This is a genomic window from Fretibacterium sp. OH1220_COT-178 (assembly GCF_003860125.1).
In the GTDB taxonomy this organism is placed as follows: domain Bacteria; phylum Synergistota; class Synergistia; order Synergistales; family Aminobacteriaceae; genus CAJPSE01.
On record NZ_RQYL01000002.1, the window covers coordinates 37,445 to 57,874 of the forward strand.

Consider the following 20,430-nt stretch of genomic DNA (forward strand, 5'->3'; position numbering starts at 1 on the left):
GAACACAGGGCGTGGAGATCCCCCCACGCCCTGTGTTCTTGTCGCAGCCTCGAGAAAATCAGAACGACGCCAGCTTGCCTCCCCAAGCGGTGCACTCCGCGACTGCGGCATTGTCCGGTGCCTCGTGAACCGCCAGGCCATCGTCGAAAAGCGTGGCGCCCCCGCCTCGGACCCGATCGGCCCAGGTCCTCAGCCATTCCCCATCGCCCCATCCGTAGGACCCGAAGATCGCGACCTTCTTTCCCTTCAGCCCCGGAAGCGCCTCGGCGAAGAACGGCTCCATCTCCCCTTCCTCGATGACCTCGACGCCCATCGACGGAGATCCGAACGCCACGACGTCGTACCCCGCAAGATCGGCAACGGAGACACTGGCGACATTCTTGCACTCCACCGAGGCTCCGGCGCCCTCGGCTCCCTTGGCGATAGACTCCGCCATCTTCTCGGTATTCCCCGTCCCCGACCAATAGACCACCAAAATCTTGGACATCAACATACGCCTCCTTCTATTCTCCTGCCACGGGATAATTCCTCAATCAGGACGCAAAGGTCCTCGCAGGAAATTTGAACCCGCTCAGCAGCGATCTTGCCGCCTCGTTCTCCGCACGACGAAAACGTCTGAAGGCCCTGCGGGCCCTGCCGACGTCCCCGTAAACCTTCCAATACCCCACGGCCAGGCTCCCGGCCCCCTTGTTCCGTATGAACCCGCGGACATCCTCCGGGGGATAATCCAAAAACAGGCCGATCTCGTGAGGGAAGCCGTCGATAAAACGCTCCCGAAGACGCTCCAGGCAGGCTTCTACATCCCATGAAGCGGAATAGCCCAGGGGGGAGAGAATCTCCCTCGCTCCATCCGAGTTCAGAATACGGGACAGCAATTCCCTGCGATAAAGCAATACGAGCAGACCACCGCGCGCTCCCCTCCCCAACTCGGCATCGGAGAAGGAGAACGTCTCGACCCCCCTGGAGCGGAGCCACGCTTTCCCACGCTCCTCCCACAGGGCACACAAGTCCGTCCCCTCGCGCCTGAGGTTGAGCAGGGACCCCGCCTTGAGCCCCATTATTGTTGGCGCCCCAAAACAAAACAATATTGCCCTGAGGTATTCCTCGTCCCCGGACTCTCTTATCGAGAGCATGAGATCTCGTATGACCGTTCTCTTCATAATCACACATCCGTCGTTATCGTTTTCGTTGAGCGACAGCGTTCGACCTCTGGATCGGAGCACCATAAAGCAAGAAGCAAGGAAGTCTTTTGTTTGCTACACAAAACTATATCGAGATGGCTTTTTTGTCAAGCAGAAAGGACGACATCGAAACGACGGAGCGCCTTTCGGAGGGACATCGGCGATTTTCCGCTGGTGCGGCGTCCGAAATTCCGCTACTCTATCCCTGCACGTTTTCTGCACTCACCTCACAGCAGGAGGGCTTTATCGATGAAAATTTCGCTTCTGACCACCGGGGGGACCATCGCATCCGTCGCCTCGGAAAAGGGCCTTCAGCCCGGCCTGGCCGGAGAGCAGCTGCTTCAGGCTTGCCCCGAACTGATGGGATTCGAGCACGAGGTCTCCATCGTCGATCTGATGTCGAAGGACAGCTCCAACATGCACCCTTCCGACTGGATCGCCATGGCCGAATGCATCCGCCAAAACGCTCCGCTCTCGGATGCGCTCGTGATGCTCCACGGCACGGACACCATGGCCTGGACCGCCTCCGCACTCTCCTACCTACTGAACGATCTTCCCGTCCCCATTGTTCTCACCGGCTCCATGCTCTCCGCCGACGCGCCCGGCAGCGACGTCTCGGAGAACATCTACTCGGCCTTCCAGTTCGCCCTTCAACTCGCGATGTACAAGCGCCGGGGGGTGTCCGTCGCCTTCGCCGGATCGCTCATCCACGGCCCCAAGGTCACCAAAATCGACAGCCACAGGAAGAGGGCCTTCGTCAGCGTTGACTACCCGCTCCTCGGCGAGATGAAGGATCGAGGAACCCACAAGGTCGCCTGGCTGACGCCCCAGACCCCCAAGCTCTCCGGAGAGCGTCCCTGGGGCACCTCCCCCGAGTTCGAGTCCAAGATCGCTCTTGTGCCGATCTTTCCGGGGATCGAAACCCGCTTCCTCGACTCGGTGGCGGACATGGGCCCCAGAGCCGTCGTCCTCGAGGGATACGGCCTGGGCGGAGTTCCCTTCATGGGCGAGGATCTCCTGCCCGCCATCGGGAGGGGCATCTCCAGGGGAATTCCCTTCGTGCTCCGCGGACAGGCCGCCTTCGGCGGAACCGATCCTGCGGTATACGAGGTCGGCCAGCGGGCTCTGGACCTGGGGGTCCTGTCGGCCCGGGACATGACACGAGAGGCCTTGATGACCAAGCTCATGCTGCTTCTTCCCGTCTGTGCCCCATCGGATCTCGAACGCCATCTGAGCGTCAACCTGTGCGACGATGTCCTGCAATGACCGCTCCCCCGCCTGTGGAGAGAAACAGGCCGCCCTGCGGCGTCTGACGGAGATGTCTCGAACCAGCGGGTGAGCCGCCAAAATAGGTCCGGCGGACCTGGCTCAAGTTTTGGCGGGGATCCCGCAGGTCGAAAGCGACCGCGTCCTCGCAACCTGGAGCGGCGGGGAGGACGCGGCCCTGTGGACGCTCGACGAGCGTCGGCTGGGGATCCTCACCGTCGATTTCATCACCCCGGTCGCCGACGATCCTTACGTCTGGGGACAGGTGGCCGCGGCCAACTCCATCAGCGACGTCTTCGCCATGGGGGGGCGGCCGATCGTGGCCCTGAATATCGTGGGGTTCCCCTCGAAGGAACTGGGGCTCGACGTCCTGAAGCGGATTCTCGAAGGAGGCTTCGAACGAACCCGAGCCTCGGGGGCCTTTCTCGTCGGCGGACACAGCGTTCAGGACGAGGAGCCCAAATACGGGCTGGTCGTCTACGGAGAAGTGGAACGGGACAGGATATGGCGTACCGTTGGCGGTCGGCCCGGAGATCGGTTGCTCCTCACCAAACCCATCGGCACGGGGATTGCGGTCACAGCCATAAAGGCCGGTATGGTCGAGGACCCGCGGACGGCCGAGGAGGCCGTCCGGTGGATGACCACTCTGAACGACCTCCCCCTCAGACTTCCGGAGGCTCTGCACCGGAGCATCCATGCGGGAACCGACATCACGGGTTTTGGACTCGCAGGACACATTCTGGACATGCTCAGCGAGGGGAGCGTGGACTGTGAACTCGTTCTCCCTCGAATTCCCGTCATCTCCGGCGTCAAGGAGCTCGCAGACATGGGGCTGGTCCCGGAGGGAGCCTACAGGAACCGGGAGGCCTACGAGGAACGCGTGGACGCCATGGGGGACTTTTCTCTTTCCGCACTGGACATGCTCTATGATGCACAGACCTCCGGCGGCCTTCTGCTGGCCGTAGCTCCAAGCCAGGCGGAAGATCTGTTGCAGTTTTGCCGCGAGAACGGTTTCGAGCGTTCCGCCATCATTGGAACCCTGACCGAGGGAGAGGGACGGATCCGGGCCGTGCCCTGACAAACCCAGTTCTGCGTTTTTAAATGGCCGGCGAAGAATTCCGCCGGCCATTCCTTGTCCTTACGAAGCTACAGAGTGTCGATAAACTTTTCTATCGCGTCCATCGCCCTCATCAGCGTATCCTGCGACTGCGTGCAGGCAATACGGATATAGCCCTTCCCACTCCTCCCGAAGGGGCTTCCGGGGACCGTCGCAACCTTGGCCTCCTCAAGCAGCCTCCAGGAGAAATCCTCGCTGGAAAGCCCCGAGCCCGAGATATTGGGAAACAGGTAGAAGGCCCCATCCGCAGGGGGACAGCGAACCCCCTTCATCGCGTTGAGCCGTTCGGCCACGCTCGCCACCCGCTCCGCGAAGATGGCGCGCCGCTCCAGGACCTTGGCGTCCTGAGTGTCCAAGGCGTAAAGAGCGGCCTTCTGAGCAAGCGAGTTCAGCCCGTAGGTCTGGCTGGACGCGATGACGGTCATGGTGCGGGCGAGAGCTTCCGGGGCGATGCCATATCCCAGCCTCCAGCCCGTCATGCAGTGGCTCTTCGACAGGCCTGCCATGGTGACGGTCCGCTCGCGCATCCCGGGAAAGGTCGCCAGGCAGACGTGCTCCCCATGGAAAACCAGAGATTCGTAAATCTCGTCGCTGAGGACGAACAGGTCATGTTCCCCTACGAACTCGGCGATCTCCTCGAGCTGTCGGCGCGGTACCACACGCCCCGAGGGGTTGCAGGGGGAGTTCAGCAGCAATCCCCGAGTCCTGGACGTGACGGCGCGTTTCAGGTCCTCCACCGTAGGGGCAAAGCCGTTCTCCTCTCGGGTGGGAACCGCGACGGGCACGCCGCCGTTGGCCTCCACCTGGCTGACGTAGGGCGGGAAATAGGGCTCCACGAGCAATACCTCGTCGCCGGGATCGAGCAGTGCCGCAAAGGCCAGGTGCGCAACCTGGATACCCCCGACGGCCATATAGACCTCCCCGGGGTCGGCTCTCAACCCATGATGGCGCTCCCAATAGCGGCACACGGCCTCCCGGACATCCAGAAACCCCTGCAGGGGCGGATAGTGGGTAAACCCGTCATAGCCGGCCTTCGCCGCAGCCTCGACGATATCCGGCTCGGTATCGAAGTCCGGCTCCCCGATGCTGAGATTCAGCACCCCCTCCATCCTCTCGATCGTCTGAAACATGCGGACCATCTCCGGGGGGCGCATCTCCCGATAACGCTTCGCCAACCTCATTCCTTCCACTTCCCTTCCCTGCAAGCCTGTGGCGGCCCCAGATTTCCCCGTATTGTACCGCATGAAACGCGGGAGGCCGAGGAAAACCCCGGCCTCCCGCGAACATTCCTTCCTCAAAAGGACGGAACAACGGGCTGCTCTACTTGTTTCCGAGACCTGCCAGGTACTCGTTGATGCTCGCGGCGGCCTTACGCCCCTCGCCCATGGCCAGGATGACGGTGGCGGCACCGAGGACGATATCGCCTCCAGCCCAGACCCGGGCCAGGCTCGTCCTCTGTTTTTCGTCGACGATGATGTTGCCCTTTTTCGTGACGTCCAGCCCCTGGGTCGTCTTCGCCATCAGAGGGTTGGAATCGTTCCCCAGGGCGACGACCACGGCATCAACCTCGATCTGATGCTCCGTGCCCGGTTTGGCGACGGGGCTGCGGCGCCCGGAGGCATCCGGCTCACCCAGCTCGTAGTCCAGGACCTCGACCGCGCAGACCTTGCCGTCCTTGTCGCCGATGAAACGCGTGGGGTTCTGCAGGAAGCAGAACTCGACGCCTTCCTCGAAGGCGTGCTCGACCTCCTCGGCACGGGCGGGCATCTCCGACCGGGTGCGGCGGTAGATGCAATAGACCTTCTCCGCCCCCAGACGGTAGCCCATGCGCGCGGAGTCCATCGCGACGTTGCCTCCGCCCAGAACGGCAACGCGCTTGGCCTTGAACAGAGGGGTGTCCGCATGCTCGAAGTCGTAGGCCTTCATCATGTTCGCGCGGGTCAGGTACTCGTTGGCGCTGAAAACGCCAATGAGGTTCTCCCCCTCGATGCCCATGAACTTGGGCAACCCGGCTCCGGTCCCGATGAAGGCGGCGTCGAAGCCCTCCCGATCCAGCAGGCCGGTCAGGGTCTCCGTGCGTCCGACCAGGAAATTGGTGTGGAAGGTGACCCCCATCTTTTTGAGGTTCTCCACTTCTTTGGCGACAATTTCCTTGGGAAGACGGAACTCGGGAATCCCGTAGACCATGACGCCGCCCGTCTTCTGGAAGGCCTCGAACACCACGACCTCGTGCCCCGCCCTGCGGACGTCGGCCGCAACGGTAAGGCCCGCAGGCCCCGATCCGATGATCGCGACCTTCCGGCCCGTGTCCGGCGCAGGGGTCGGGACGCTGATCTTGTTGTTGGCCCGCTCCCAGTCCGCGACGAAGCGCTCCAGGCGTCCGATGGCCACGGCCTTTTCGACGGACTTCAGCATCTTGCCCACGGTGCAGTAGCTCTGGCACTGCTTCTCCTGAGGGCAGACCCTGCCGCAGATGGCGGGCAGAAGGTTCGTCCGCTTTATGGTGTCGACGGCCTCCTTGAAGTCGCCCTTCTGGATGCAGGAGATGAACTCCGGAATGGGGACCGCCACCGGGCATCCCTTGACGCAGGGTGCACCTTTGCAGTTCAGGCAACGCTCCGCCTCCACCCGCGCCTGGGTCTCCGTGTACCCCAGGGCCACCTCTCCCATCTCCCGCGCCCTCTGATGCGGGTCCCGGGACGGCATCTCCTGAGGCGGTATCGCTGCACGGTCCTTCGGGGTGAGTTCCTTGCCATGAATGTCGTTCCAGATCGCCTCGGCCTCCTTGGCCAACATCTCGGTCGTCTTGTGCTCCATGGCTACGCTCCTGTCTTGTCAAGTCCCATGCGGCACTTGTGATTGGCTTCCTGCTCCGGCTCCTTGAAGGCCTTCATGCGCATCATCATGTTGTCGAAGTCCACCTTGTGCCCGTCGAACTCCGGTCCGTCGACACAGACGAACTTGGTCTCGCCGCCCACGGTGACGCGGCACCCGCCGCACATTCCGGTGCCGTCGATCATGATGGTGTTGAGGGACACCATGGTGTGAATCCCGAAAGGACGGGTCGTCTCCGCGCAGAACTTCATCATGATGGGGGGCCCGATGGCGATGACCTCGTTGGGCGGCTCGGGGCTCTCGCAGAGCTCCTTCAGCGGAACGGTGACGAGGGCCTTGCGCCCGTAGGATCCGTCGTCCGTGACGACGATGAGCTCGTCGGCGATGGCGCGCATCTCGTCCTCGAAGATGACCAGGTCCTTGGTGCGTGCTCCGATGATGACGATGACCTTGTTGCCCGCCTTTTTATAGGCCTGGGCGATGGGGTGCATGGGCGCGACCCCGATGCCGCCGCCCACGCAGACGACGGTGCCGACCTTCTCGATGTGGGTGGGGCTGCCCAAGGGCCCCAGAATGGCGGCGATCTCGTCCCCGACGTTCAGCTTGGAGAGCTTGTAGGTCGTCGCCCCCACCGCCTGGGCGACCAGGGCGATCCAGCCCTCCTCCGCGTTGGCGTCCGCTATGGTCAGCGGAACCCTCTCCCCGAAATTTTCGTCCAGCTGGAAGATGATGAACTGCCCTGCCTTCCGATTCCGCGCAATCTCGGGAGCCTTCACCCTGAAATAGAACACGTCCTGTGAGAGCTGCCTCTTCTCCAAAATCGTATGCAAATAACCTTCCCCCTCGCAAAATTAAAGTAAAGGAATCCGAACGGCAATCAAAAAATGACGGTGACATCCAAGCCTCAAAAGCCGGGGAAAAAACCAATTTTATAGACATAAAATCATTTTTCAACAAAAAAGCCATCAAAACCCACAAAAACCGTCAATTTAGGACCCCAACCCCGAATTTATGCGATGCCCCTCCAAGCCGTTACTGTAATGATAAGCCTTTTTCCCGAATAAGACAAGGACGGCCCATGCCCCCAGTCCTCCTCCGGCGACCCGACAATCGATTATGGAGACGAATCGGTACTGCGGCGGAATGCCGTTTGCCTCTTTCATTTTCGATCGGACTTGGAGCGAAATCAATTTGTGCGCGCTTCGATCAAAGCCGTGTTTTTTCAGCGCGCCATAAAAAAAGCCAATGCGATAAAATACAATCTCTTCGAAGCTCTCCCATTCTCCCGGAAAAAACTCGTTGCGGCTGCTTTTCAACCCCGCCTGTGCTAAGATACGGACAACGAAGAGGCATCCCGGCACGTTCAGGGGAAATTCGAAATTCGACACCGTCAGGAGGGGGTCCAAGTGCAGGAAAAATCCTTGTTGTCGCTTGCTTACGGCGCGGCCTTCACGGGAGGGAACAGCAACGTGGCATTCACGGAGCTCGACGCTCTGACGCCCAGGCTGCAGGCTGCAGACGCCTGGCTGCGCTCGAACGCAGCCCAGGGCAAAGAGGGATTCGGCTGGATGGACCTCCCCCGGCGAAACGTCGACAACGTACAGGCGATGGCCCGATGGCTGGCCACTCGCGAGTCCATCGTCCAAGTGGGCATAGGCGGGTCCGCCCTGGGAAATCTGATGCTCCACAGTGCCCTTCTTCCCCCCTGCTGGAACGAGCTGCCCTCTTCGAAGCGCAACGCGCCGCGATTCTTCATGGCCGACAACGTCGATTCCGCGGAAAACCGCGCGATCTGGAGCCTCATCAACCCGGAGAGCACCGCCATCGTGGTCGTCAGCAAGTCCGGGAGTACGGCGGAGACGGCTGCAAACTTCCTTTTCTTCTGGGAAAAGCTGCGGGACACCTTGGGCGAGGCACCGGCCCGAGAGCGGGTCGTCGTCGTCACGGACAAGGAAAAGGGGATTCTGCGTCCATTCGTCGAGGAGATCGGTTGCAAGAGCCTGATCCTGCCCGAGGACGTCGGAGGCCGTTTCTCGGTCCTCTCCTGTGTGGGGCTCCTCTCCGCCTGGGCCCTGGGCATCGACTGCAAGGAGCTGCTGCAGGGCGCCAACGAACTGGACGTTCTTCTCGGCCGGACCCCATCCATCCTGGAGAACCCTGCATGGATCCTGGCCGGGCTCAATTTCCTGCATATGAACAAGGGGCGCAACATAAACGTTCTGATGCCCTATGCCGATCCCCTGGAACGGTTCGGCGAGTGGTTTGCCCAGCTCTGGGGGGAATCTCTGGGCAAGGGGGGCAAGGGCTCCACGCCCGTGCGCGCCCTGGGAGCCGTCGACCAGCATTCCCAGATCCAGCTCTACACCTCGGGCCCGGACGACAAATTCTACACCATCCTGACCGTAGAGCAGGGCAAGGGGGACATCGCCATGCCGGCGGCGCCCGAGAGGGCCTTCGAGAAGCTCTCCTACCTGTACGGCAAGTCGATGGACGCTCTGAGAAACTTCGAGGCCGAGGCCACCGCTGCGGCCCTGCACAAGGTCGGCCGCCCCGTCGTCTCGCTCTCCATCCCTACCCTGGACCCGCACCGCTTGGGAGCGCTCATTCAGTTCTACGAATACGTCACAGCCGTGACGGGCTACCTGATGAACATCAATCCGTTCGATCAGCCGGGGGTAGAGCAGGGCAAAAACTACACGTACGGGCTTATGGGGCGTTCCGGCTTCGAGTCGGATGCCCAGGAGGTGCGTGCGTTGTCCGCCAAGATAGGCGAACGCATCGCCTCCTTCTGAGCCTTGTCCATACCCATAAAGGAGGGAGGACGTAGGAGTCGTCCCCCCTCTTTTGTGAGCCGACGTACGGAGCCCAGCCATTCAGAATGATTCCCGGAGCTGGAGAGCAAAAGAATGGAGGACCATGGAATATGGAAGAAAACAGGGACCGAGATCTCGATACCATGAGACGTGAGGATCTTGTTCTTGAGGTGCGAAAGCTCAGAGACGGCATTCGAAAGCACCGGGATTGCAGTGGTCATGATCTTTGCTGGTATCACCCGGAACTTTGGGGGCTCCTGCCGGAAAAGACCGATCCTCTTCCCGAGGTCCCGGAATGGCCTAAGTTTATGGAAGGGTGCATTTGTTACCGAAAGTCGTTGGACGATCAAGCTGCTTCCGCCAAGCGGACAAAGGAATCCTACAGTCCTTCATGAACGACAAATTGGGAGCGGTCCAAAGGCTCGCTCCCATTGCATCAGAAATGGTCTCCCTCCAATCGCTCCGCTCCCTGCTTTTTCTCCGCCGCCAGACGGATGAGCCGTACCGCCAAATCCACCCCCAGGGCCGTCGTATTCACGACAAGGTCGAAGTCGTGAACCGCCCCCCATTTCGAGGTCGTGTAGTGCTCGTAATAGTTGGCACGTCCGCGGTCCATCCGGCTCAGCAGTTCCTCGGCCTCCTCCTCCGGGACCCCGTACTGCCCAACGATTCGGCGCAGTCGATCCTCCCTTTCTCCATGGACAAAGACCTTCAGGCAATCGGGGTTGCGGCGCAGCAAATAAGCTGCGCACCGGCCGACGATAACGCAGCCGCCTCGTTCGGCCAGACGCTCTATCGCTTTGGACTGTGCAATGAAGACACGGTCGCCGACTGGCGGTTCCACCCAGAACAGGCCGTCCCGAACGACGCTACTCCCCATGGACAGGTTGAAGAGCAGCTTGTTCGCGGCATCGCACTCGGCCTCCTCGAAGGCCTCGGGGGCCAAACCGCTCTCCCGCGCGGCAAGGGCGATCAGAGCCTTGTCGTAGAATCGAAGGTCCAGCTCCCGTGCAAGCCGTTCGCCGATCAAACGCCCGCCGCTTCCGAACTCCCGACTGATGGCAACTATGAGACGCCCCATCGCTCCGCCTCCTCTCAAGCCCCTTTCATGAGAGGGGCCGCCTCGACTTCTCCGGAGAGCTCACGTCCCGACAGGCTCGGAAGACAACCGCAGTAATTTTGCCGGTACAACCCCAGCTCTCCGGACAGCTTCAACGAGCGCAAAAAGCCGTCCCGTTTCCGCCAGACGCGCGGGTCCCAGCGCAGTCCATGACGGGTACAGACCTCATCTCCCAGACGGAGGATCCTTGGGACATCCTTGTGCGGACTGATCGTCAGGCTGGAACACAGATGCCCGCACCCCGCCATCCGGGCGGCGACGGCTGCCGCCTCCAACTGAAGGAGAAAGCAGGCCGTGCAACGTGCCCCGCCCTCCGGCTCCTCCAAGAGCCCCCGCATCCGGCCAAACCAATCCTGAGGACGATAGGGGGCTGCAATGAGGGGAAAGGACGCGTGGTCCCGCAGGACGTGCAACGCGTCGAGGCGCCGCCGGTACTCCTCGCCCGGATGGATATTGGAGCCATAGAAGAAACCCGTGACCTCCCATCCCTCCGCCCCAAGCTCACGCACCGGTACGGTGGCGTCAGGCGCGCAGCAGATGTGGAGCATCATGCGCCCTCGCGTCATGCCGGTTTCGCCCCCTCGCAGCATCACGATCGCGTTGCCTCAGCTCCTCAGGCGGCCGAAGGCCTGGGCAATTCCCTCGGCATTCAGGCCCATTGCGGCATAGACGTCCGCAGCCGTCCCCGAATCCCCGTAGCGGGTCACCCCCAAAGCCTCAAAGCGCGCCGAAAGCCCCAGGCGCATCATCTCCAGGGCCATCAGAGACCCCATGCCGCTCCCCGCGTGATGATCCTCGACGGTGAGGATGTGTCCTGTGGCACAGCCCTCCTCCAGAGCGGCCCGATCCACCTCCAGAGGACAGGAGACGCTCCAGACCGAGACCTCAAGGCCCCGTTCGGCCAGCAAACGAGCAGCCGCAAGGGTGGGCTGAGTCATCGCCCCCAGGGCGAAGATCGCCCCATCCGCACCCTTCCGCACCCGAATTGCCCGACCGTACTCGAAACGATAGCTCCCTGCAAAAACCGGAGCTCCACTCTCATCGGCCACGATATCGATCTTGCTGCGTCCCATCGCCAGGCAGATGGACCCCGGCGTACCCAGCATCCAACGCGTCGCACGATCCGTCTGGTTGGGATCGGCCGGGACCACAAGCTTCCAGCCGAAGGTGTTGCGCAACAGGCCCACATAATCGATGCACTGGTGCGTCTTGCCGTCCTCGCCGACGTCCAGGCCCACGTGGGTCAGCACGGTCTTTCCTCCCGCGTGGTTGATATCGTTCAGACGCTGCTGGTTGTAGACCTCGTCGATTCCGAAAACCCCGAAATCCGCCCAGACGGCTACGACCCCGGCGGCGGCGGCGGCCCCGGAGGCCGTGGCCGTGGAGTGCTCCTGGATGCCGCACTGCACAAAATACGATGGGCATTCCTTCCTGAACCCATTTGTCATGACGGAGGGAGCAAGATCGCAGTCGAACACCAGAAGGGGCGTCCTCCCCTCCCGGCCGCAGTTCAGGCGCCCCACATCGACCAAAGCCCTGCTGAATGCCCCGCGGTTGTCCGCCTTCGTCTCACCGTACGTCTGGGGCTCCCCCAAATCCAGGACGGGAACGGGCAATGCGACTTTTCTGCCTGTAAAGGAGGCGGGAGTTTTTCGTCGCGCAAGCGCCATCTCCAGGAGCCTGGGATCCCCCTCCAAACCTTTGACGACGGCCTCGTACACCTCGCCCTGAGGAGCCTTCCCGTGGTAGTCGTGAGTGCCCTCCATGATCCCCCCCTGCCAGCCCATCACGGTCCGGCAAAGCAGCACCGTGGGACGCCCTCGGGACCCGGCGCCGCGCAGCGCCTCGTAGAGCGCGGGGAAGGAGTGTCCGTCGCACTCCACGACCTCCCAGCCATCCGCCTCCCAGAGAGCCCTCAGGTCAAAGGGCATGACCTCGTCGAGCTGCCCCGATATCTGAATCCCATTCCAGTCCACCAGGGCCACGAGGTTCCTGAGCCCTTCTTTGGCCGCCGTACGCCTCGCCTCGGCAAGCTGTCCCTTCGTCTGGCCACCGTCCCCCATCAGGACGTAGACCCGCCCGTCATGCCCGCGCGCCCTCTGGGCCAGGGCAAAGCCCACTCCCGCGGAGAGCCCCTGCCCAAGATTCCCCGTTCCCCAGTCGACGCCCGGGACGTCGCGTTCCACATGTCCCTGAAAGACGCTTCCGCAACGCCGAAAGTGGGCGACCGCCTCCTCCGCGTCGAAAAAACCCCATGCGGCAAGGGCGGCATAAACGCCGGCCGACGTGTGTCCATGCGAGACGACGACATAGTCTCTGTCCAGTCCGCTGCAGTTCTCCGGAGTGAGGTCGGCGACGCCGTAGACGGTCAGGAACATCTCCATGCTGGAAAAGGCTCCCCCAGGATGCCCGCTGTTGGCGGCCGCCACCATGGTCACGGCGTTGATCCGCGCCAAGCGCGCCGCCGTCTCCAGGGAAGCAGTTTGCTCTGCGGACAGCGAGGGGACCGAAAAACGATGCAGGTGGGGCAGGGACATTGCACTTCACTCCTTTTCATGTCGCTCGGGAGGAGGGTTCGTGCAGCTCCAATTCCGGGAAGGAATCAGGAGAAAACGAGCTCCCGAAGAAAGCGGCTCCCGACAAAAACACGGGCCGTTGAACGAATTCAATTATAACAAAGAAAAAAAGGGCCCTCCGAAAACCCGGAAAAGGCCCCAATTTCCTTAAATATGGTCGGGACGAGAGGATTCGAACCTCCGACCCCCTGCACCCCATGCAGATGCGCTAGCCAGGCTGCGCTACGTCCCGAACACGGAAACATATTCTAGCGTATTTTTGAAAAAGATCAAGGTGTTTTTTTACCGGTGTGTGATTTTACGATGAAATCTCCATCCGGAAGTCCCCCGGACGCGGACAGGAACGGCACCTCCCCGCCCCCTGAATACGGTCAAACCGAACCCTTTCATGCATTATGCAGGCGATAAACAACAAAGCAAGCTGTGCGAATCCGTTTCCAGCTACATCAGCATGCTTCTCGGCCAGCCACAGCTGCGCAGAGCGTTACACCATTAAGTATAGGGAATGGACAGAACGCGCTTCGTCGTTGGTCGCCTGCTTATCTCCATGATTGCCGCCCGTCTGCTTGCGGCTGTCGCTCATCGCCCGCAAAATATTTAGAAGGAATCACCTACGGCATCTCCTGAGAAAAATGGAGAAGGTAGCCGTCCGGATCCTGGACGAGGAACTCCCTCTCACGGACGAATTCGTCGCCGACCCTGTATGAACTCACCCTGGGCTCTCGAAACAGGGGAACGCATGCTTGATTCAGCCGGCACAGAATCGGCTCGAGATCATCCACGCTGATCTGAAAGTTCACGCCCCTCCCGAGAGGATAGTCGAGAACCCCCGTATCCCAGTGGCCGTTGACCTCCTCCAGCATGATCTGGGCCTCGCCCAGAGACAGAAATAAAAATTTATCCTCCGCGCGCCCGTACTCCACCCGAAACCCAAGAAGGCCGACGTAAAAGCCCTTGGAACGGTCAAGGTCCCGTACGGACAGCTCCGGAATCAGGGCACAGAATCTCATTTCGCCCCGCTTATCCGATACGCCTCGAAAAAAGTCCGCAGCTCGTTCTTGGCCGACTCGGGAAGTTCATTTTTCCGGACGCCGCGGACCGCTCCCTCCAAGGCCTGAAGCTTGTGCAGGCAGGCCGTGGGGTCGATGTCCCGGATCCTCAGCCAGGCCTCGCGGCTCCCGAGGCGTCTCAGCGTCTCCGGCGTCCGCACTCCCACACGATTCAGCTGTTCCTCCAGCACCGCTCCGATATTGGGCAGAGCGGAAAGTGATTCGCTCATCTCCATTCCTCCCGTTCTCTCTCGGCGTACATGTTTCTTGTTTCAACCGCCTGCCCGGAGATCCGAACGCGAGCCTAGAGCTGCTCCGAGCTCTCGGATGGAATCGAAGACGTAGTCGGCCGGGTTCAAGAGCCAGCAATCGACCAGCAGGCCGCATACGACCGCCGGATCCAGAGCCTTCATCCTCATAATGCTTCTGTGATTGAAGGAGGAGACGATGATGCGGTCCCTCAGGCCGAACTCCCGAATCAGCCCATACACCCGATCCTCGATTCCCTCGTACCAGTACACGCCCGTCTTGAGCTCCACATTGGTTACGACGTCCCGGTCGCGGACGAACCCGAAATAATCCCTCAAGGTGGGAACCCTCTGGGGCGACAGCTCGGGGTACAGTGCCGCGGCGTTCAGAGCGGCCAATTCGCGGGAGGTATGGTCCTGGACGCGTCCCGTACCGTTCGTAGTCCGGTCCACCCGCTCGTCGTGGATGATGACGACCTCGCCATCCCTCGCGAGGTGGACGTCAAACTCGATGCCGTCCGCTCCTGCCTCGAGGGCCTTCTCGAAGGCGAGCATCGTATTCTCGGGGAAGCTCCCCTTGAAGCCACGATGCGCGATGTTCAGCAAACGCTCCCCTCCTCCCGACGGGCGGAGGACCGCCATTTACGGTCCCCTTCCTCAAGTCCCTTATCGACCCTCAGCAGTATAGCATGGGGAGGGGCCGAAAAAGGCGAACGGTTTTGTCGTTCACTCCGTAAACCAGTTGCGCCACCGCCGGATCTCGCCGTCCTGCACGTCCTCCCGCCCCAGGAGCTCGATGGCACGGTCCATCCGCCGCAGCAGGCGGTCCCTGTGCTCCGGCAGCCTCCCCTTGATCGGGAAGGCGTTGGTCTTGTGAGTGCCGTCGTATACGGTCGGAATCTCCAGCAGGGAGAGAAGGCGCCGCCCCTCCATCAGCGACTCGAGAGGCCGCAGGCGCTTGAACTCCCCCGCCCGCACACGGCTCGCCAGTCCCGCTCCCTTGAACAGCACCAAGGTCACCACTGTGAGCTCGAAGGGGCGGGCGGCGTTCAACAGCCTCGCCGTCTCCTCGATATGCTCCTCCGAAAGCGCGCGCCCTCCCAGCCCCAGCATGACGTAGACGGAATAGCGCATACCGGCGCAGTCGAGGGCCCTCATGGCCGAAGCGTTCTCCAAACGTCCCACGCCCTTCTCCTGGTAGCGAAGCACCCGATCCGAGCCGGACTCGATTCCGAGGCAAAGGCGGTCGTATCCAGCCGCGGAGAGCGACCGGAGCTCCGCCTCCGTCTTCGCCAGGACGTCATCCGCTCGGGCAAAGCCGGAGATGTATCCGACCTCGGGAAACGCGGAACGGATTTTCTCGGCAATCCGCAGCAGCTTTTCCGTCGTCAGGGACAGGGGATTTCCTCCGGCCAGGAGGCAGCGCCGCACGGGCCTGCGGTCGCGTCCGTGGATGAAGCGCAGCTTTTCCACGTTGTCGAAGACCTCCGCCAGGGGGATCTCCCGATACCTCATGCCCTGGTTGAGGTCGCAGAAGAGGCAGCGTCCGTAACTGCATCCCACGGTCACGGGAACCTGTACGGCGCGAGACTCGGCCATGGGAACGTAGTAAAAGGGGCCGTACTCCCCGTAAAGCTCTTGCCTGAGCTGTGCCGCCCTCTCGGCGAACCCGCGGTCCACAATGATCCCTCCCCCGTTCCCTCATGATCCTGCTCCCGGTATTTTAACGTTTTTAACCGCCAAAACGAAGAACGTCGACCAACTTGGGTCAACTTGGAGTAAAATAGGCGGAGACATCAGGAACGCCTCTCCCCGGTCGGGCCCCTTCGGCAAGAACGCCGGTTTGCGAGGGTCGTTTTTGTGCTTTTTATTTTCGAAAGGAGACCGACCATGCATAAAGCCGTACCGGTCAACAGGGATACCTGGTGGGTGGGCGTCAACGACTATGAAACGGACCTCTTCGAGTCCCTGTGGGACCTGCCCCAGGGCGTCGCCTACAACGCATACGTCGTGATGGGGGAGAAGACCGCCGCTATCGACACGGTCAAGGGCCCGTGGGTCGACGAGTACATCCAAAAGTTGGAGGAGGTTCTGAACGGACGTCCTCTCGACTATCTGATCATCAACCACATGGAACCCGACCACGCGGGGCTGATCTCCCAGCTGCGGGCGCGCCACCCCGACCTGAAGTTCGTCGGCAACGTCAAGACCATGCCCCTCCTGAAGGGCTATCACGGCATCGACTCCAACACCGTACAGGTGAAGGACGGGGACACTCTCGACCTCGGGGGACACGTGCTGCGGTTTGCGACCGTTCCCATGGTGCACTGGCCGGAGAGCATGGTGACCTTCGACACGACGACGGGCGTCCTGTTCTCCAACGACTCATTCGGCGGCTACGGCGCCCACGAGGGGGGCCTCTTCGACGACGCCAAGACGCGGGAGCGGTGGGAGGACGAGATGCTGCGCTACTACGCGACCATCGTCGGCCGCTACTCCAACGTCGTCCAGGTCGCCCTCAAGAAACTCGCCCCCCTGCCCGTCAAGTTCATCTTCCCCGCCCACGGAACCCTGTTCCGCGACGACGTCGAGCAGGTCATCGAGCTGTACGACCGCTGGAGCCGCTATGAGGCCGAATGCGGCGCCGTCGTCGTCTACGGCTCCATGTACGGCAACACCAGGAGAATGGCCGAGGCCGTCTGTAGCGGACTTTCCGAGAGCGGGGTCAAGAACGTCCGCCTCTACGACGCCGCAAGGAACGGACACTCGTACATCCTGCGCGACATCTGGCGCTACAAGGGATTTGCCCTGCTGGGCTGCACCTACAACACCCTGCTCTTCCCGCCGATGGAGGCCCTCTGCTCGAAACTGCTCAACCGCATGCCCAAGAACCGCCTTTTGGGCATCGCGGGCAGCTACAGCTGGAGCCGCGGTGCGCTGGACGCGCTTCGGGAGTTTGCCGAGAAGATCAAGCTGGAGAAGATCGGCCCCGAAATCGAGGTGTTCACCTCCCCCACCCCCGAGGACCTGGAGCAGTGCGTGGAACTGGGGAAAAACCTGGGACAGCAGGTGGGGGGACCCTGCGGGCTTCGAGGATAACCTAGGTTCTCGCTAAAACGCCGGAGGCATCGATCGTTGGACGCTCCGTCGACGGCGGAGCGTTTTTTCTGAGTTTTGCTATCCATTGAAGGGGTTTTCCTCTTCAACCAGGGAGGGAAAGATTTTGCCCAATTGGCTGAAGGGCTCCGCACTCGTTCTGTTCGGCGCGTTTCTCTGGGGAACGCTCGCCGCGTTCTCCAAGGAGGCGTCGTCCCTGCACCCCGTGACGGGAGCCGTCGTCAGGGCGGCATTGGCGGCCCTGGGCTGTTTCGTCTGGTTCGGGGTGAGAAGTCCGGACGTCCTCAAGGTGGGGCTCAGGGATCTGGTGCTCCTTTGCATTTACGGAGGGGTTTCGGCAGGCTTCATTTATGGAGGATTCATGACCGCCTTGACCTACCTTTCCGTGGCCGCAACCGAAGTGATCTATTACACGTTCCCGCTCTTCACCACCTTCTTCGGCGCGCTGCTCCTGAGGGAACGCCCGACCGCCATGCAAATCCTCTCCGGAATCCTGATCCTGGCCGGCGTGCTCTGCATGGCACTCCTGACGGACTCCGGGGCCGAGACCTCCTTTCCCCTGCCCGGGCTGATCGCCGCCATGCTCTCCGTCCTGGGCATGACGGTCCAGTCCCTGACCATGCGCTGGAACGGGAGGTCCGGTTGGCTGCGCCCCTGGACTCTTTTCAGCTGGGCACAGTTCTTTGCCTTCGTCTGGCTGGCCCTGTACAAAACCCTGACGCTCGGCTGGGCGGACCTCCCCTCGCTCTCCGGCGCCTCCTGGGGATTGCTGCTCTACCTGGGATTCGTCGTCACCCTGCTGGGCTACGGAGCCTACAACCTGGGGCTCCGCCACGTCCGGGCCTCTACGGGCAGCATGCTGGCCTCCTTCGAGCTGGTCACCGCGGTCGTCCTGTCGGCGCTTCTGTTCCATGCGATCCCCTCGACGGGCGAGATCTTGGGGTGCATCATCATCCTGATCGCCCTAGTGATGAGCGCTCGGGGCGCCCAATCCAACGCATCCGCATGAAGCGCGCTCTCCCCGTCCTGCTCAAATACGGGATATCTCTTTTGTGCCTGATCTACGCCTTCCGGGGCGTCCCGCTGAGGGACCTTTGGGGCGCTTTGCGTCGCTTTCCCGTCCCCCCCATGTTCACCGCGGTCGCGGTGTCCTTCGTGGCCTACGCCGTCATGGGGGGGCGGCTCACTCGCATGAACGTTCCCACGCTTTCGTTCCGCTCCTGCTTTTGTGCCGTCCTGGCAGGACTGGCCTTGAACAACGTGCTGCCCGCCAAGGCCGGGGAGGTGGCCAAGGCCGTCTGGATCGGGCGCAGCAACCGCCTGCCCCTGGACACCGCTCTCGGGATCGTCTTCATGGAGCGCTTCTTCGACGTCAACGTCCTGGCGCTGCTGAGCCTGTGGTTCGTCTGGCACATGGGACAGCGCAACGCCGGCCTCCTCCTTCTGCTCTGCCTGGCCGTGGGCTGGTTCGTCCTTTTTCTTCTGCGCCGCAGGCCGGAGCGAGCCGCCTTTTTGGCGCGCCTGCCTCTGCCCCCCAAAATTTCGGAATTTCTCCAGCATTTTCTGTCCGCTCTCGCAAGACACATGTCCGCAGGACGGCTCGCATGGATGACCGCCACCTCCCTGCTGGTGTGGGTCCTCTATTCCCTGGAGATGTACGTCGTGCTCAACGGCGTCGCCGGGCTGGACCTGAACCGGAAGGCCGCCCTGAGCGTCTTTGCCGTCAGCAGCCTGGGGATGCTCCTGCCCTCCTCCCCCGGGGCGATCGGCGTCTACGAGGCCGTCGCCGTCGCGGCCCTGCGGGCCCACGACGTTCCGCACGACCAGGCCCTGGCCGCGGCGCTCTTCGCCCACATGACGCAGTTCGTCCCCGTCACCCTGGCGGGCGGCCTCGCAATGTTGTGTTTTCCCTCGGGGAGGGCGGAGGAGGGAGAGGAGCACGAATCGCCTCTCTCCAAGGAGTGAGGCGGCCCTTACGGGCGAGGGCCGGACCTTCGCAACTGCCGTTGCGAGAGCCCGGCCCAGGAAACGGACTACTGCCTCGTGATGGAGAAGACGACGTCGAATTCGTAAAGTCGGCTGCCGTCCCGGCGCTGTCCCTTGACCGTGACCTCGCCCTCATTGGCGCTCGTCAGATGCACGGAAAGCGTCTGCGTTCCTCCGGGCAGAGCGAACTCGTAACGGTCGCCGCCGACCGACACCGGGGCGAACATCCTGCCGTTGAACTCGTCCCCGACATCGTAGCTCTTGCCCGGAGCCCTGAACTTGCTCCAGAAGCCGAAGATCACCTCTCCGGCATGTTCGAGCCCCGCTTCGACGACGCCCATCCTGAGATAGCCGGCCTCCATAACGGCCTCCGTCTCTCGTCCTCCCTCGATGAAACTGCCGCTCCCGTCGTGGACGTCCCAGGCTCCGTCGAGGGCCGCCGTCGCACCGGGCGCCGGATTCGGCTTGGGAGAGACCCCAGGTCCGGGCTCCGGATTGGGCGCGGGCCTCGCGCCGCTTCCGCCTCCGCCTCCACCGCAGCCGCCCAGGGACAGCAGCGCCACGCACAGCAGTACGATCAGGACACGAGACCAATTGAAACGACGCATCATACATCTCCTCCTTTGAGATCGGACCTTACGTTTTTATGCCTTTTACGTCGTCGATGGATCGGGCTCCGCGGCGCCTCGACAGGAACGGAAACGCCAGAACTCCGGACAAGGAACCGGAAAGGGAGAAGGCCCAAAATATCCCTTGCCCGAACCGGGCGCCCCGTCGGCCGCAAGGACGGCTTTCGCCCAAACGCCCTTGCCGAGTTCTCCCCCTCAGCGCAGCCCCATTCCCAGGAGGAGCAGCTGGAACGACGGCGACATCAACAGGGACACGACGGCGATCAGAATCCCGACGATGCCCAGCGCCGTCTGTTTTTTGGCGACCGCGATCCCCCCGAGCAGAAGGCCCAGGGGCGCGAAGAGGAGCGCCAGAAAAAAGATGCTGACGATGCTGCAGATGACGCTGGATATCCCCAGGGTATTGCTCTGGCCCTGCACCACGACCACGTTCTTCCCCTTCTCCTCGCTGCCTGCGCCCTGACGAACTTCCTTCTCCGACATGAAAAACTCT

General features: G+C 62.0%; 21 protein-coding genes and 1 tRNA gene. 6 read left to right on the forward strand and 16 right to left on the reverse strand.

From position 1 onward, the window contains the following. Positions 1 to 58: 58 nt before the first annotated feature. Entirely contained in the window at positions 59 to 487 is a 429-nt protein-coding gene (locus EII26_RS01065) for a flavodoxin (RefSeq protein ID WP_124887285.1), read from the reverse strand. 46 nt (positions 488 to 533) lie between these two features. Then, the gene (locus EII26_RS01070; RefSeq protein WP_158612077.1) at positions 534 to 1,133 is read right to left on the reverse strand and encodes a DUF3793 family protein; all 600 of its coding nucleotides are present in this window, start codon (positions 1,131 to 1,133) and stop codon (positions 534 to 536) included. A 297-nt stretch (positions 1,134 to 1,430) separates the two neighbouring features. Here EII26_RS01070 and EII26_RS01075 point away from each other — a divergent pair, with 297 nt between their 5' ends. Together EII26_RS01075 and selD are read left to right on the forward strand one after the other, a co-directional pair. Then, on the forward strand, positions 1,431 to 2,447 hold the full coding sequence (locus tag EII26_RS01075; protein WP_124887287.1) for an asparaginase: 1,017 nt from the start codon (positions 1,431 to 1,433) through the stop codon (positions 2,445 to 2,447). Beyond that, the gene (selD, locus tag EII26_RS01080) at positions 2,434 to 3,525 is read left to right on the forward strand and encodes a selenide, water dikinase SelD (RefSeq protein ID WP_124887288.1); all 1,092 of its coding nucleotides are present in this window, start codon (positions 2,434 to 2,436) and stop codon (positions 3,523 to 3,525) included. Before EII26_RS01075 ends, selD begins: the two co-directional genes overlap by 14 nt. Before the next feature lie 68 nt (positions 3,526 to 3,593). Here selD and EII26_RS01085 read toward each other — a convergent pair whose 3' ends face one another. The 4 genes from EII26_RS01085 to EII26_RS01100 all read right to left on the reverse strand — a co-directional run bounded on the left by EII26_RS01085 (position 3,594) and on the right by EII26_RS01100 (position 7,787). Beyond that, positions 3,594 to 4,745, reverse strand: coding sequence for a pyridoxal phosphate-dependent aminotransferase (locus EII26_RS01085; RefSeq protein WP_158612078.1), 1,152 nt, complete (start codon positions 4,743 to 4,745; stop codon positions 3,594 to 3,596). Positions 4,746 to 4,884: 139 nt separating this feature from the next. Then, on the reverse strand, positions 4,885 to 6,381 hold the full coding sequence (gene gltA, locus EII26_RS01090) for an NADPH-dependent glutamate synthase (protein ID WP_124887290.1): 1,497 nt from the start codon (positions 6,379 to 6,381) through the stop codon (positions 4,885 to 4,887). A gap of 2 nt (positions 6,382 to 6,383) precedes the next feature. Then, positions 6,384 to 7,229, reverse strand: coding sequence for a sulfide/dihydroorotate dehydrogenase-like FAD/NAD-binding protein (locus tag EII26_RS01095; RefSeq protein ID WP_124887291.1), 846 nt, complete (start codon positions 7,227 to 7,229; stop codon positions 6,384 to 6,386). Between the two features lie 159 nt (positions 7,230 to 7,388). Beyond that, positions 7,389 to 7,787 (reverse strand): hypothetical protein, encoded by a 399-nt coding sequence (locus EII26_RS01100; protein ID WP_124887292.1) that lies wholly within the window; start codon positions 7,785 to 7,787, stop codon positions 7,389 to 7,391. Between the two features lie 18 nt (positions 7,788 to 7,805). Between EII26_RS01100 and EII26_RS01105 the strand changes: the two genes are divergently transcribed. Then, positions 7,806 to 9,191 (forward strand): glucose-6-phosphate isomerase, encoded by a 1,386-nt coding sequence (locus tag EII26_RS01105; protein ID WP_233572528.1) that lies wholly within the window; start codon positions 7,806 to 7,808, stop codon positions 9,189 to 9,191. Positions 9,192 to 9,648: 457 nt separating this feature from the next. Here EII26_RS01105 and EII26_RS01115 read toward each other — a convergent pair whose 3' ends face one another. The 8 genes from EII26_RS01115 to EII26_RS01150 form a co-directional block, all read right to left on the reverse strand. After that, a complete protein-coding gene (locus EII26_RS01115) occupies positions 9,649 to 10,293 on the reverse strand; it encodes a cytidylate kinase-like family protein (protein WP_124887294.1) in 645 nt (214 codons plus the stop codon). A 14-nt stretch (positions 10,294 to 10,307) separates the two neighbouring features. Continuing rightward, entirely contained in the window at positions 10,308 to 10,898 is a 591-nt protein-coding gene (locus tag EII26_RS01120) for an epoxyqueuosine reductase QueH (protein ID WP_124887295.1), read from the reverse strand. A 39-nt stretch (positions 10,899 to 10,937) separates the two neighbouring features. Then, on the reverse strand, positions 10,938 to 12,869 hold the full coding sequence (locus EII26_RS01125) for a transketolase (protein WP_124887296.1): 1,932 nt from the start codon (positions 12,867 to 12,869) through the stop codon (positions 10,938 to 10,940). A 193-nt stretch (positions 12,870 to 13,062) separates the two neighbouring features. Next, positions 13,063 to 13,140 (reverse strand) — tRNA-Pro (locus EII26_RS01130). Between the two features lie 379 nt (positions 13,141 to 13,519). Then, on the reverse strand, positions 13,520 to 13,918 hold the full coding sequence (locus EII26_RS01135; protein ID WP_124887297.1) for a bleomycin resistance protein: 399 nt from the start codon (positions 13,916 to 13,918) through the stop codon (positions 13,520 to 13,522). Then, on the reverse strand, positions 13,915 to 14,187 hold the full coding sequence (locus EII26_RS01140; RefSeq protein WP_124887298.1) for a TfoX/Sxy family protein: 273 nt from the start codon (positions 14,185 to 14,187) through the stop codon (positions 13,915 to 13,917). Before EII26_RS01140 ends, EII26_RS01135 begins: the two co-directional genes overlap by 4 nt. Before the next feature lie 42 nt (positions 14,188 to 14,229). Continuing rightward, positions 14,230 to 14,811, reverse strand: a complete 582-nt coding sequence (locus EII26_RS01145) for a glycerophosphodiester phosphodiesterase family protein (RefSeq protein ID WP_199735010.1) — start codon at positions 14,809 to 14,811, stop codon at positions 14,230 to 14,232. 120 nt (positions 14,812 to 14,931) lie between these two features. After that, positions 14,932 to 15,885 (reverse strand): radical SAM protein, encoded by a 954-nt coding sequence (locus tag EII26_RS01150; protein WP_124887300.1) that lies wholly within the window; start codon positions 15,883 to 15,885, stop codon positions 14,932 to 14,934. 210 nt (positions 15,886 to 16,095) lie between these two features. Here EII26_RS01150 and EII26_RS01155 point away from each other — a divergent pair, with 210 nt between their 5' ends. The 3 genes from EII26_RS01155 (at position 16,096) to EII26_RS01165 (ending at position 19,287) form a co-directional block, all read left to right on the forward strand. Beyond that, positions 16,096 to 17,304: an FprA family A-type flavoprotein gene (locus EII26_RS01155; RefSeq protein ID WP_124887301.1), complete on the forward strand. Its 1,209-nt coding sequence runs from the start codon at positions 16,096 to 16,098 to the stop codon at positions 17,302 to 17,304. Between the two features lie 124 nt (positions 17,305 to 17,428). After that, entirely contained in the window at positions 17,429 to 18,331 is a 903-nt protein-coding gene (locus EII26_RS01160; protein ID WP_158612079.1) for a DMT family transporter, read from the forward strand. Further along, positions 18,328 to 19,287 (forward strand): lysylphosphatidylglycerol synthase transmembrane domain-containing protein, encoded by a 960-nt coding sequence (locus EII26_RS01165; protein WP_124887303.1) that lies wholly within the window; start codon positions 18,328 to 18,330, stop codon positions 19,285 to 19,287. The genes EII26_RS01160 and EII26_RS01165 overlap by 4 nt, the downstream gene beginning before the upstream one ends. A 68-nt stretch (positions 19,288 to 19,355) precedes the next feature. On the opposite strand, the gene EII26_RS01170 is transcribed toward EII26_RS01165, so the two are convergent. Both EII26_RS01170 and EII26_RS01175 read right to left on the reverse strand, forming a co-directional pair. Next, positions 19,356 to 19,919 (reverse strand): hypothetical protein, encoded by a 564-nt coding sequence (locus tag EII26_RS01170; protein WP_124887304.1) that lies wholly within the window; start codon positions 19,917 to 19,919, stop codon positions 19,356 to 19,358. Positions 19,920 to 20,132: 213 nt separating this feature from the next. Next, positions 20,133 to 20,420 (reverse strand): hypothetical protein, encoded by a 288-nt coding sequence (locus EII26_RS01175; RefSeq protein WP_124887305.1) that lies wholly within the window; start codon positions 20,418 to 20,420, stop codon positions 20,133 to 20,135. Positions 20,421 to 20,430 lie beyond the last annotated feature (10 nt).

Excerpts from the sequence above, each read along its gene's own strand:
- EII26_RS01065 (WP_124887285.1), bottom strand. The coding sequence starts at position 487 with ATGTCCAAGATTTTGGTGGTCTATTGGTCGGGGACGGGGAATACCGAG.
- EII26_RS01070 (WP_158612077.1), bottom strand. The coding sequence starts at position 1,133 with ATGCTCTCGATAAGAGAGTCCGGGGACGAGGAATACCTCAGGGCAATA.
- EII26_RS01075 (WP_124887287.1), top strand. The coding sequence starts at position 1,431 with ATGAAAATTTCGCTTCTGACCACCGGGGGGACCATCGCATCCGTCGCC.
- EII26_RS01085 (WP_158612078.1), bottom strand. The coding sequence starts at position 4,745 with ATGAGGTTGGCGAAGCGTTATCGGGAGATGCGCCCCCCGGAGATGGTC.
- gltA (WP_124887290.1), bottom strand. The coding sequence starts at position 6,381 with ATGGAGCACAAGACGACCGAGATGTTGGCCAAGGAGGCCGAGGCGATC.
- EII26_RS01115 (WP_124887294.1), bottom strand. The coding sequence starts at position 10,293 with ATGGGGCGTCTCATAGTTGCCATCAGTCGGGAGTTCGGAAGCGGCGGG.
- EII26_RS01120 (WP_124887295.1), bottom strand. The coding sequence starts at position 10,898 with ATGACGCGAGGGCGCATGATGCTCCACATCTGCTGCGCGCCTGACGCC.
- EII26_RS01125 (WP_124887296.1), bottom strand. The coding sequence starts at position 12,869 with ATGTCCCTGCCCCACCTGCATCGTTTTTCGGTCCCCTCGCTGTCCGCA.
- EII26_RS01135 (WP_124887297.1), bottom strand. The coding sequence starts at position 13,918 with ATGAGATTCTGTGCCCTGATTCCGGAGCTGTCCGTACGGGACCTTGAC.
- EII26_RS01140 (WP_124887298.1), bottom strand. The coding sequence starts at position 14,187 with ATGAGCGAATCACTTTCCGCTCTGCCCAATATCGGAGCGGTGCTGGAG.
- EII26_RS01155 (WP_124887301.1), top strand. The coding sequence starts at position 16,096 with ATGCATAAAGCCGTACCGGTCAACAGGGATACCTGGTGGGTGGGCGTC.
- EII26_RS01165 (WP_124887303.1), top strand. The coding sequence starts at position 18,328 with ATGAAGCGCGCTCTCCCCGTCCTGCTCAAATACGGGATATCTCTTTTG.
- EII26_RS01170 (WP_124887304.1), bottom strand. The coding sequence starts at position 19,919 with ATGATGCGTCGTTTCAATTGGTCTCGTGTCCTGATCGTACTGCTGTGC.
- EII26_RS01175 (WP_124887305.1), bottom strand. The coding sequence starts at position 20,420 with ATGTCGGAGAAGGAAGTTCGTCAGGGCGCAGGCAGCGAGGAGAAGGGG.